Annotated in this window: 13 protein-coding genes; 2 read left to right on the top strand and 11 right to left on the bottom strand. The window is 35.9% G+C overall.

Annotated features, from left to right (window positions below):
* Positions 1–72: 72 nt before the first annotated feature.
* The 4 genes from AC0VX1_RS10580 to AC0VX1_RS10565 all read right to left on the bottom strand — a co-directional run bounded on the left by AC0VX1_RS10580 (position 73) and on the right by AC0VX1_RS10565 (position 4,483).
* A complete protein-coding gene (locus AC0VX1_RS10580) occupies positions 73–1,080 on the bottom strand; it encodes a zinc-dependent alcohol dehydrogenase (protein ID WP_475471131.1) in 1,008 nt (335 codons plus the stop codon).
* A gap of 20 nt (positions 1,081–1,100) precedes the next feature.
* On the bottom strand, positions 1,101–1,841 hold the full coding sequence (locus tag AC0VX1_RS10575; RefSeq protein WP_475471129.1) for an SDR family NAD(P)-dependent oxidoreductase: 741 nt from the start codon (positions 1,839–1,841) through the stop codon (positions 1,101–1,103).
* Positions 1,842–2,054: 213 nt separating this feature from the next.
* A complete protein-coding gene (locus tag AC0VX1_RS10570; protein ID WP_475471127.1) occupies positions 2,055–3,359 on the bottom strand; it encodes an MFS transporter in 1,305 nt (434 codons plus the stop codon).
* A 632-nt stretch (positions 3,360–3,991) separates the two neighbouring features.
* Positions 3,992–4,483 (bottom strand): 2,4'-dihydroxyacetophenone dioxygenase family protein, encoded by a 492-nt coding sequence (locus AC0VX1_RS10565; RefSeq protein WP_340876089.1) that lies wholly within the window; start codon positions 4,481–4,483, stop codon positions 3,992–3,994.
* Positions 4,484–4,613: 130 nt separating this feature from the next.
* On the opposite strand from AC0VX1_RS10565, the gene AC0VX1_RS10560 reads away from it, so the two are divergent.
* Entirely contained in the window at positions 4,614–5,525 is a 912-nt protein-coding gene (locus AC0VX1_RS10560; RefSeq protein ID WP_475471124.1) for a LysR substrate-binding domain-containing protein, read from the top strand.
* 338 nt (positions 5,526–5,863) lie between these two features.
* Here AC0VX1_RS10560 and AC0VX1_RS10555 read toward each other — a convergent pair whose 3' ends face one another.
* Genes AC0VX1_RS10555 through AC0VX1_RS10545 form a run of 3 tightly spaced genes read right to left on the bottom strand, consistent with a single transcriptional unit; the run spans position 5,864 to position 8,657 of the window.
* Complete coding sequence (locus AC0VX1_RS10555) at positions 5,864–6,880, bottom strand: bifunctional metallophosphatase/5'-nucleotidase (protein WP_475471123.1); 1,017 nt, start codon at positions 6,878–6,880, stop codon at positions 5,864–5,866.
* Positions 6,881–6,923: 43 nt separating this feature from the next.
* Entirely contained in the window at positions 6,924–7,154 is a 231-nt protein-coding gene (gene tatA, locus AC0VX1_RS10550; RefSeq protein WP_278089990.1) for a twin-arginine translocase TatA/TatE family subunit, read from the bottom strand.
* Between the two features lie 57 nt (positions 7,155–7,211).
* A complete protein-coding gene (locus AC0VX1_RS10545; protein ID WP_475471120.1) occupies positions 7,212–8,657 on the bottom strand; it encodes an alkaline phosphatase PhoX in 1,446 nt (481 codons plus the stop codon).
* Positions 8,658–9,493: 836 nt separating this feature from the next.
* Between AC0VX1_RS10545 and AC0VX1_RS10540 the strand changes: the two genes are divergently transcribed.
* Complete coding sequence (locus AC0VX1_RS10540) at positions 9,494–9,697, top strand: hypothetical protein (protein WP_034312777.1); 204 nt, start codon at positions 9,494–9,496, stop codon at positions 9,695–9,697.
* Positions 9,698–9,799: 102 nt separating this feature from the next.
* Here AC0VX1_RS10540 and AC0VX1_RS10535 read toward each other — a convergent pair whose 3' ends face one another.
* The 4 genes from AC0VX1_RS10535 to AC0VX1_RS10520 form a co-directional block, all read right to left on the bottom strand.
* Entirely contained in the window at positions 9,800–10,054 is a 255-nt protein-coding gene (locus tag AC0VX1_RS10535; RefSeq protein ID WP_475471118.1) for a hypothetical protein, read from the bottom strand.
* Entirely contained in the window at positions 10,044–10,460 is a 417-nt protein-coding gene (locus tag AC0VX1_RS10530; RefSeq protein ID WP_413022857.1) for a hypothetical protein, read from the bottom strand. The genes AC0VX1_RS10535 and AC0VX1_RS10530 overlap by 11 nt, the downstream gene beginning before the upstream one ends.
* A gap of 332 nt (positions 10,461–10,792) precedes the next feature.
* Entirely contained in the window at positions 10,793–11,521 is a 729-nt protein-coding gene (gene sigH, locus AC0VX1_RS10525; RefSeq protein ID WP_082854653.1) for an RNA polymerase sporulation sigma factor SigH, read from the bottom strand.
* A gap of 290 nt (positions 11,522–11,811) precedes the next feature.
* Positions 11,812–12,015, bottom strand: coding sequence for a hypothetical protein (locus AC0VX1_RS10520; protein ID WP_240660879.1), 204 nt, complete (start codon positions 12,013–12,015; stop codon positions 11,812–11,814).
* Between the last annotated feature and the right edge of the window lie 442 nt (positions 12,016–12,457).

The following is a 12,457-nucleotide window of genomic DNA, read 5'->3' as shown; positions in this document are numbered from 1 at the left end:
TCTAATTTCTCCATAAATTGTTGTCAACAAATTCATTGTAATTTTCTCCAAATTTGCATCAGAACATTTTTTCTATATTTCCTGATTATAAATTATAGCCTTTAAAACATTTTGATTTAAACTTTCTGTAAACGCTTGTTCAGCTTCAACCATAGGAAAAAATGAAACTATTTCTCTTAATTGATCTTTATATTCAATTAAAAGTTTACTAGCGCCATTATAATCTACTGGATCACTCCCATAACTTGTTAGTAAGGACCACTCATTACGAACTAAGTCCGTTAAAAACAAACGGGTTTCTTGTTCATAAAGAGCTACCACAACAATTTCTCCCCCTTTCTTTAAAGTATTAAAGCCTGTTTTTAGTGCCGCAGAGGATCCAGAACATTCAAATATATAGTCAATAGGCACTTCTAGTTTTTGTTTATCAGCGATTAATGCAGTCATACCAAAGTTATTAACTTTTGATAGTCTGTATTCATAGTCTTTTTCTAATCCAGATAGAATGACATTTGCCTTTTTATGTGCACATATTAGACCAATAAAGAATCCTATAATGCCAGGACCTTGTACTAAAATAGTATCTTCAGCATCTATATTTTTAATTTTTTTAACAGCATGAACTGCGATTGACATAGGCTCTATAAGTGCTGCGATATCTAATGGCAAATTTTTATCGGTTTCTTTAACGAAACTCACATTTATTTTTACAAATTGAGCCATACCACCGTCAAAATGAAGACCAATGACTTGGTTGTTATAGCATATAGAATACCTTCCCCGTTTACAGTTTTCACATTCATTGCAATAATACATAGACTCAACTATCACATTTTTATTAATTAAGTGCCTATTCTCTTCATTAAATACTTCTACGACTTTACCGGATATTTCATGACCGAGAGTCGTATTTATTTTCACAAATTCGTATCCCCTAGAATGATTAAAAGTATGGAGATCGCTTCCACAAACTCCACAATAAGCAACTTCAACAAGTATTTCACCGTCATTTAAAAGGGGTAAAGATCTTTCTTGTAAATCTATTTTTTGTGGTGAATTTGATTTAACAACGGCTTTCATGATACCTCTCCCTTATTGATTTATGATGCAGTCCAACCACCATCTACATATATTGTCTGTCCTGTAATATAGTCAGAAGCAGAGGAAACAAGCAAAACAGCCAATCCATTTAAATCTTCAGGTTTTCCTGTTCTTCCGGTTGGTATTTTTGAAAGAATACTATCAGCCCACTCCTTATCTTGGAATAAAGGAGCAGTCAATTCTGTATGAAAATATCCAGGAGCGATGGCATTCACTTGAATATATGGAGCCCATTCTATGGCCATAGCTTTAGTTAATTGATTAATACCGCCTTTCGATGCACAATATGGTCCCATGTTTGGCAACCCTATGTGACTGCTTAATGAAGCTAAGTTAATAATCTTTCCCCTTTTTCTTTCTAACATTTTCTTTGCTACTATTTTTGAAGTGAAAAATGCTCCCTTCAAGTTGACATCTATTACATTGTCCCAATCTTGTTCACTTATATTGAGTATTGGTTTACGAGCATTGATTCCAGCAGAGTTAATTAATATATCGATAGTAGAATATTTATTGACCACTTCTTCTATATTTTTGATCATTGTAATGTCAAGGTGTTCATAAATTATATTTATATTCTCTTTTGAAAACTCTTCTTTGATAGAAACCACTTTTTGCTCGTTTTCTATTCCAGTAATGACCACTTTCGCTCCAGCACGACCAAGAGCTTTCGCTATACTTTTCCCTAGAGCACCTGTACCCCCAGTAATTAAAGCAGTCTTATCAGATAAATTGAACATTTACACTACTCCTTAATATAAGCATTTGAATAACAATTAACTTACAATTTAGAAATTAAGACGACTTCACCCCATTTCACTAAAAAACAGCTTCAAAAAGAAAAAGAATCATTGTATACGATATACAGATAATAATTTTCTTTTTTGTGAAGAATTTTCGTTGCCAGCGACTTTTTCAGTATCCTTTTTCACTTCGGGTTACTTTTTACATACTCAATCTTCTTTACGTAATTTAACAAACAAAACTAAAATAGAACCAATAAGATAACAGACTGATAAGAAACCTACCCCTGTTAATTTGTTGCCTCCTGCCATTAGCACACCAACAACAAATGGTCCGACGAATCCACCTACATTCCCGATCGAATTCCAAAGACCTGTCATTCCACCAAGTATATTTTTCGGGAATACGTCCGCAATTAATGTCAAAAATACAGAAGAAGAAGCCATCCCACCAACAATGGTAATACTAATCAAGGAAATAGCTAACCATATGTTAGACTCAAGAACAAGAATCGCGGAAAGTAAAGAAATCCCCGCAATGACATTTAATAAAAACAATAATACTCGTTTATTTCTAAATTTATCATTAATAACCCCTACCGAAACCATCCCAACGGTACCAATCAACCACGGAATTGCCGAAATGAACCCAACTGCGGTATAGCCAAAATTCGAAAACTCTTTAAGAATTACTGGTAACCAAATAATAATTCCATAGTTTCCAATTCCCCCGGCCATAAAGTAAGCAAGTGATACAAAGATAAAATTACGATTCAATGCCGCCTTCCAATAGGATTTTTCCTGAATCGCTTTAGGCTTACTTGCTTCAATCTCTTGTTGTTTTAGCAAAAAATTACGTTCTTGAGCACTGATTCTCGATGATTTGGACGGATGATCTGGAACTAAATAGTAGAACAGTAAAGAGAAAAGTAACACCGGAATCCCTTGTGTAATAAACACCCATCGCCAACTATCTAACCCAAACCAATGAATATTCGAAATAATGTATCCTGAAACCGGCGACATAATCAAAGGAGCAACTGTAATATATAAGTAGAAAGAACTTGTAGCTCGCCCACGTTCATTTTGAGGAAACCAATTCGCTATTAACACACCCATTGCTGGATAAATTCCGCCTTCAACGAGCCCTAACAAGAAACGAATAAAAATGAGCATTTCAACACTATTAACCAAGCCCTGTAGACTCGAAAAAACACCTGTTAATAACCCTAAAATTAAAACAATGTTGCGCGCACTTTTTCGGCTCGCAAAATGACCCATTGGTGCCATTAATAAGATATATCCACAAAAAAATACCCCTGCGATAAACCCACTTACCGTTGATGTAATAGCAAATGTTTTTTGCATCTCAGTCAACGCAAACGAAATATTGGTTCGGTCGATATATGCCATTAAATACATGACAAATATCATTGGAATGATCACTTTCCAGCGATAACTGCCCTTTATTGTAGGATCTAATTCTTCTTGCTTTAAAATCGCCTTTGCTTCCATCCTTTCACCTCTGTCCTATTATTTATCAAATTTAAACCTTTCGAAAAACTTATTAGTGCAGCATTTCCTTTCTTACTACTGGAAAATATTTCTCAAGTAATTTCCTCCATTTAGCCCATCACATTTGAAAACCCTTTCATAATAATGAATAAAGCCCAATATCCTGTATTTAAATAAAGATGTCCTAAACATTTTTTGATTTAGGAGATATTCATACTTATTGGTAGAAACCCGCACTTTCTCCAGGTATCTCCCTCGGCCTTTATATGTGTATGGAAAAACTATCTGCCTGTATGACAACGTTTTCTTTCTTTGCAATGAATTTGTAGATATAAACTTCATCAGTATAAAAGAATCCTTAAAAGGTTTGTACAAAAAAGACAAAACCAACATAGTGTTTGATTTTGTCTAATTTCATACTTAATACAGAAAATGTTATCTGTTAGTATAGTAGACATTCCTTAAAGATTACTAATTACTAAATATATTTATAATTATTAATAAATTTCTTTTTCTTGTTCTACTACTGTTAAATTAAGATTATTCTGTGATTTTAGCAGGAAAGTTTTTTATCATTTAAAATCTAGATACCTACCAGTATCTTTAATTAACAAAAATTTCAAAAAGCTTTTTTAAAACGTTAAATCTTTCACAGGGATATTGTATTTTTCACAGTAGTCTAAATACTTTTTCATTCTATAAAAAACATCATCCTGTTTTACAACATTTCCTTCCTCATCGAAATATTCAATGACTCCGCTTAAATAAAACAGTGTAATCATATCTTCTTCTCCATCAACCACTAAAGTATGTACATCGCCCGGTGGTTCGTAGATAAATGTACCTGGTTTTGCTACCCAATCTCGCTCCAAATATCTCCATGACCCTTGAAGTGTATAAGCTAAAACTGTACCCCCAGTATGTCTATGTCTAGCATTTCCTTTTTTAGCTTCAAATTTTGAAATGTGTATCCAACTTCCTGATGTTAAATCAAATCGAATTGGCTTAAACCACACTCCATCGTCTTCCCCATGAGTTGGAATCCAAGGTATATCATTCACATCGATAGCTTGGTCTGGTAAATTATACTTTTCTGTAAATCGTAGTAAGTCTAGTTCTGGCATTTTATCTCCCCCTCTTATTGGTAAGCGATTCATCATCACAAATTCATTTTATAATAAGCCTGTTGATATATCTAATATACATTTATATAATGACTAATATATAATAAATATTAATTGTGAGGTGAACAAATTGGAGTTACGCCATCTTAGATATTTCAAAACTGTTGCCGAGGAGTTACATTTCGGTAAGGCTGCTGCCCGTTTAAATATGGAACAGCCACCATTAAGTATTCAAATTCGTCAATTAGAAGAAGAAATTGGTGTTCAGCTTTTCCACCGAACGAAAAGAAGTGTAAATTTAACTCAAGAAGGAGAAGTATTTTTGGATAGAGTTTATCAATTATTTGATAATTTAGAGGATTCCATTAATACAATCCAAATGATTAATCGTGGGGAGATTGGCAAAATTATTATTGGTTTCATTGCTACAGCTTCCTTTGATATTCTTCCTACCATAATTAAACAATATAGAAAAGAGTATCCAGCTGTTCAAGTAATTTTGAAGCAACTCACATCTGCAGAACAAATTGAAGCATTACAAAAAGGAAACATCCATGTAGGTATTGTAAGTGAACCCCTTGAGAATGATGAATTTTCTTTTCAAATATTAAGGCAAGAACCATTAATTATTGCCTTGCCGAAGGAACATCCTTTAGCCAATGAAACCTCTTCAATCGACTTAATCAATTTCGCCAATGATTCTTTTATTATGACGAGCAGAATGGCTAATCAAGTTCATTACGATGGATTAATTAACTGTTGTTTCCAAGCAGGATTTAGCCCCAAAATAGTACAAGAAACAGATGAGGTGTCTACCGTTATATCATTAGTTTCTGCGGGCATAGGTGTAGCTTTAGTAGCATCTTCTATAAAATTTCTTTTGCAAAATGAAGTTGTATATCGTGAAGTGAAAAATCCCCCTTTTTCTACCGTCACAGCTCTAATTTGGAAAAGTGAAATAAAAAATTCAATAAACAAAGCGTTTATTGAATTTGTTAAAGGTTCATACTTTCCAAAAAGCCATAAGATCAGTTCTAATTAGAACTGATCTTATGGCTTACTTTTACTATTCTACTTGTGATAACCATTGATAGATCCTCTCATTATTTTATGGTTAATTCACAATAACCCTCCAAAAAGTTATCATGATTTGTGTTAGGGGGAGTACCAGCGAAGGTGTTACCACCAGTAATAAGAAAGCTTAATCTGCGTATTTAGTGTCATACTTTAATTAAGACAACTACGAAATATCGGTCTTATAAAGAAATTTGCCTAACAAAAGAAAATAAGCCTGAACCAGAATAAATGGTTCAGGCTTATTTTTATACCAAAATATTTTTGGTAGCATATCGTTGCCAAACAGCAATTATATGGTAATAGTCATAATTGCCCTTTCAAATCTGCACGATAATCGTCTATAATCGCTTGTATCTCCGGATCAGCCGGAACATTTGTGACGTCGTAGAGAAATCCATCGGATTCGACCAAAGTCATTTTGGCGTCAACGACTTCAAAAGTCAAATTAAGACGGCCCAAATAATGTTCTTGTTCTCCGCCAGCTTGAGTAATTGGCACCATCACCTCTCCGTTGAATTCATATTCGGGAGTTTCGATGACCTTGTGTGTATCTGCCCCGATTACCGCCGAAACTCCGGGAACCTGAGCCAGCCTGTGGTCTTCGGGATTTCCAGCATGCGAAAGGACAATGTTTACGTCTGACTTCTCACTCACTTCAGGAAGCAACGCATTCAACGCTTCAACCGGTTCGATGAAATCGAGGTCTGCAACATCATCCCAACCGCGAATTTCCGGCTTCATCGAAGTAAGGCCGATCATCCCGACTTTAACGCCTGAGAAAGTAAAACTCTTCCAAGGCTTGACATTCTGTATGTACTTTCCTGTTTCCCTATCAATGACATTTCCAGTAAGGATGGGGAAATTCACGTTGCGATGGTAATCCTTTAACTGTTCATAACGGCTGTCCGGTGTGCCCTCCCCGGCAGGGTATACGCGGAAGTCGTTGTTTCCGAGAGCCATTGCATCATAGTCCAAAGCTTTCAACAGGGACGTCTCCAACTCTCCTTGACCCGCTTGAAACTCGCCGCGCAGGAAGACATCCCCGCCATCGACGAGAAGCACATTCTCCTCTTCATTGCGCACACTTTGAATGATGGTGGCAAACTTCGCAACAGAATTGTGATGAACGGTTCCATCATCCAGCGTGACGATGTCATCCAAATGACCATGAAAGTCATTTGTCTGGAGAATGGTGAGTTCCAACCTCTCTCCCTCATTGAGCTTTTCCTCCGCATCTGCCGTAACGGGAATTGCGGCAAAAGCGGCAGCCATCGCCAGCGAAAAGCAGCCCTTCAAATAAATCTTCCTTATTATATTCATACTATTTCCTCCATGCATTTACTCTATTAAATGATAAAAATAGTTATTTAGATTCCAGTCTTTTCGATTTCTCAAGAGCTATTCGATTGTTTTTTTCTTCAAAGTTAGTTTTTTCTTCTTTTTCATTGCTGATCAAATCATTTGTCGATTTTTTAAATTCTTTTAATGTGTTTCCAAATGCCCTTCCAATTTCGGGTAATTTAGAAGGGCCAAAAATGATTAACGCTATGACTAGAATGAGAATTAAACCAGGGATGCCGATACTGGATAACAAACGTCTCACCCCCTATTCCATGATGGTTTGTTAGTACTCAAAAAATGAGATCATCACTTATAAAATTGGCATGCCATGACGCTCTAAAGCTGCTGCTTCTAATATAGACATGCCTTGTTCTTCTGCGAATGCAGTAAGTTTATCCGAAACAACAGGAGCAAGACTTGCTGGCGGCAAAGCCTGGTTCATAGCTCGTCTACGGGTAGAATTTCTGCGTGCAAATGGTCCCCAAATCGCAAAGGTGATACCTGGTGTTTGCATATTCACAAAGAAAGTATTTCCATCTGGAGAAAATGTAGGGCCAGCAAATTCAGAACCGTTCATCATATTCTCAGCGAAAGTATAAATATTTCCTTCAGGAGTTAATCCGACGATACGGTCATTGCCGCCGCCATCTTCGGCGATCCAAAGATCTCCCCAAGGAGTGATCGTAATGTTATCCGGTGCTTCTAAATCATTTTTATCAGTAGACTCATAGAATAGTTCTAAGTTGTTTGTCGCTGGCGTGTAGCGATAAACACGGCCAAGGCGTGATGAACCTGCACTTGTATCATCGAACCATAAAGTACCTTCAGAAAAATAAGCCCCTTCTAAGCGGCTAAACTGAATACAGCTTTTATCCTTAGCATCTTGCTGTGCAATTTCAGGATTTAATTTTTTCCAAACAACCCCGAATTTTTGTCCAGTATTAAATTGACTTGCAGCTGCAGCTGGCAATTCATCAATCGCTGCTGCTTCAAGGATACCTCCCTTTTGCAGAGAACCTAGCTTTTGACTACGGTCATGTGGTGTAAAACGGTATAAGAAGCTTGGACTTGCGTCTTCGGTTAAATACCAAATTCCTGTTGAAGGGTCAACATGCCCAGCTTCATGGGAGAAATAACCCATATCACGGATCGGTGTTCTTGACATTTCGTTTTCAGGATCAAGCGGATTTACTTCAAATACAAAGCCATGCCCCATATCACGGGTTTCTTCCATTGTTAACCAAGTGCCCCAAGTCGTAGCTCCACCCGCACAGTTACGGATCGTACCTGAACTTGATACATACTGATCAATGACCTTGTTATTTTGTCCAACGATTATTGTGGTTGTGCCGCCGGCAGCACCAGCGCTCCAAGGTTTTTTCCCGTTTACAGGGTAATCTGAATTTGTCCCATTTTCATGGTTTCTTACAAGAATGGTTGTACCCTTTTCCCCTTTATAGGCAGCCATTCCATCGTGAGCAGATGGGACAAGGTCACCATTAGGCATGATATCACCAGTTTTTGAAAGCATTTTGTAATGAAATCCCCTTGGCAGATCAAGAACTCCATTTGGATCTTTTACTAATGGGCCATAGCCACCAAATCCACTTGTTGGATTTCTGAAATCCGCTGCAAATCCTTTTGTAGCTCCCGCAAGAGAAAATACCCCAGTTGAACCAAGTGTTAATGCTAATGTACTCATTCCGCCAACTTTTAAAAAATTACGTCTGTTTAAATCACTATTGCCAGATTTCATCAACATTACCTCCAAAAAATCTTTTTTGAGGGATGCTATATTCCTTATAGCAAACCCTACCCTCAAAATTAACAGACCATTTTAAATGCTCTGTTAAACTCATGTGATTTTATTCCTTCGCATGAAAGATAAACCAAAAGTCACGGTTAAGACGAAAATAAAGGAGGTTATTACGGCATTTATAACATGTAAAGGGCGGAAATTGATGGTATTAGTCAAAAATGGAGAAAAAACTAAGGATTTTGTCATAAAAAGACCGATGCAGAATATTAAAGCTTATTAATCGTTTGTAAATATAAGAGATACACTATGACAAACTAGTTACCCCGATTGATTCCACCAAAATCTACTGAATTTTTGGAAGAGGAAAGGCAAAGACTTGATATAGTGGAATCACGCTTTATATCTATTCGCACACAGTGAAGCATGCAGAAAAAATCAGCCGATGAGTTTGATGATTGTAGGACGGACAAAAATGCACATAACAACCAAAAATAAAATCCATACATTTGTAAGACAAAGCGACAGTCTTGTGCAGCATTTGAGTAATGGAAATAGCGAGACAACACCCCAAATATATATTCTCTTTTCCTATCGCTTAATGAAGCAATATCAGTATAGTCACCACAGTCATATCAGATTAACCCTTTTATTTTGATGCAATCAGGATACCAAAATTGACTACAGGACTACTCAAAAACAATCAATAGCTTTTACATAGCCAATTATTAAGTAAATGGTGTCGATTTATTTTTCGACATATTCTTTTCTTAAAATGAATTAACACTTGGATAATCGAATATAGGTATTTAAGTTTATTAGAAGGGGTGATTCAAGTGAGTATTAACATGGCTGAACATAGACTTGTCAAAGAAATAGCGATTTCAATCATCTCTACCCGTTTAGAAAAAAGCTTGGATGAAATAGAAAACTTATTTGGTGTTATTCTCGATACAGAACCGGCAGATGTATTGGCTACAAAAGCAAAACAGCTAGCCTCTGCAACAACTGTAGAACAATGCATTGATATTTTTATATAGAAGATTAAAACATAAAAGGCATTACAAAAAAAGGTACTCACCATTGTTGTGAGTACCTTTTTGCCTAAAATTTCTGCTTCAAAAAAATGAATATGAAAATGATTATTTCACTTCCATAATCCATTTTGCTTTGCTACCCGTAGTATAATCTGTGAAAAAGATTTCATAAGGTGCATTACCGGTTACTCCGAAAGCAGCAGGTCCGTTAAGGTGCTTACCAGCTTGAACACTCTCGGTTAATGTATTGAGAGCATATACCTCCATCTTTTCACCTTTGCTGTCATACACTTCAAAATCTCCTGCGCTAACTACTTGTTCTTCTTTTGTACCATTTGGGTATTCAATATCAAACCCCAATACTTCTTTGAGCTGTGTTTCTTCCTGTTAATATTATGATATGACCTTCTACATTTACCTTTTCACCTAGTTTAAAGGTTCCAACCTCTTTAGGTTTTTGTTCGGAATCTTCATCGAATTCAATAGGCTTCTTGTTTTCCGCAATAACTGTGTGGCTCAAATCAACGGTACGGATAGTAGGTTCTTTTTTATCATCATAAAGTTCAGAGTGTTTATATAGTTCTCGTATGTAGGCATCCATAATAGCTGCTTGCATACTGTTCTCAAAGCTTCCACCATCTGAGTTGTTCACTTTCATTTCTATCGTTTTAGAGTCTTTTAATTCAATGCTTTTATAAGTGATAGTTTCTTCATCATCAGGACCAGCCATCTGTTTTAAAATTGTTTTGAAATCTTTTTTAGGCATATAAATTTTAGCCCATGCATCTTTATCTCGGCTATATTTCTAAATAATAGATGGGTACCCATAAAAAATAAGTTCTCCATATAGGTGAGCTAGAGAAATTAAGTAGCCCAATTACAGTATTGGTGCTAGCAGAATGGCATAGTCTATTCCACCTGCTTGTTGAGAGAATAATCTTTTTAATCTTTCTGTTAACATCAGTGCCCTTCCTTCCATACCGGTGTTTGTTGTATTTTTAATTTCACTATTAAATATAACTAAGGTTTTCAAACACATAAAGCCAAAGGGTTAAAAACCCTTTGGCCAAAAGATCAACTTAATAGTAAACGGCTCTTTTATCTATTGAATGTGCCTTCTATTGCGTGTCTATTTCTAAGTTCCAATAAACTCTCCAATTTTCTCTTCACTCTCTGCAACGCATTATCTATAGACTTGGCGTGAGTATTTAATTTATCAGACATTTCTATATAAGTAAGGTCCTCTAAGTAATAAGCCAAAACCTTCTTTTCTAACGGACTTAGAACCTCAGATAATTTTAATTCCAAGTCATCAGCAGATTCTTTATCTATCAATATCGCAACGGGATCAGAAATAACGGTGTCTGTCATTACTTCCATAAGAGTATGATCCGGATTTTCTTCATATATAGGCATATCAAGCGAAATAGAAGAATTTAACGGAGTATGTTTTTGACGAGTAGCTGCCTTGATGGCTGTAATAATCTGCCTCGTGATACATAGTTCTGCAAACGCTTTAAAATAAGATTGTTTCTCGCCATTAAAATCCCTGATGGCTTTGAACAATCCTATCATCCCCTCTTGGATAATATCTTCTCTATCTGCCCCAATTAAAAAGTATCTGTTAGCCTTAATCTTTACAAAAGATTGATATTTTTTCATCAGAACTTCTAGTGCCTCCATATTTCCTTGCCGGACCTTTTCTATTAATACTCCATCTTCAAAATTAGCACATAGGAATGACGGTTTTTCTTCGATAGCTATACCCACAAAAATCCCTCCACTGGCTGCATTCAATTGAGCCTTGTTGTTTAAACGGACGCCCATTTTATATGCGGTAAATTACCATATTATTTAATATTAACCTATAACAACCACCAATGATATTAGATTATTTCGACAATTAAATACATTCCTATACACCTTTTTTTAGTTAGAAGGATCCGGGTACACCCTCTTTTTAGGCTGTTTTCCAAAAGATTGTTGCCCTTAGGATAAAAAAATTAAAAACTTGAATTTTATGGCAAAATACAAGGTGGTTCTTATTCAAAAAACAGGCAGTTTAATGGAGTTGCATTTTAAACGCTTGTACTAGGAGTTGTTTCCTATTATACCATTTATAAACAATGAAGGATGAGGGATTTCATTCTTTTTTCAACTCTATTATTCACTACAAAATCTGCTTGTTTTAATTCATCTCCTTGAGCAAAGTCAAAGTTCACACCAACGGCAATAAGTTCATTATCCTTAGCAGCGGATATATCTGAAGACCGGTGTCCGACAACGTAACCTTTTCCAATTTGATTTTTATTTTTCACCATTTGCACTAAATCTTATTTATGTCCAGATCTAATTAGTTGGTTACTATATGTATTTTGAATAAATCTATCCAAATTATGAGTTTCTACAATTGCTTGTAAATATTCTATCTGTCTGTCCATTACTGACAATAAATAAGGGATACTTTTTACTTAACTCATTGGTGCCTTTGAGCCCACCCGTTTGTCTGACTCCGACGCCCACGGTGTACCACGACTTTCGCGCCCTTTATAGGTAAGCACCCATGGGAGATTAATCCTTTTTTGGTCGTCGCGCTAACATCTACTTAATTTGCTTTTATTGGAGGTTTTTGTTTAACGATTTATTAAACTCAATCAGATCACTCATAAGGCTCAGCCCTTTTTTAAAAAGCGTTTTTATGGGTCTATCTTGTATGGTCTTTTCTAGATTTTGTGCTTTTTTAATTTTCATGGGAGTTCAAGA

Source organism: Peribacillus sp. QJM3NY_7 (assembly GCF_056173225.1).
This window is presented reverse-complemented; position numbering and strand designations above follow the sequence as displayed.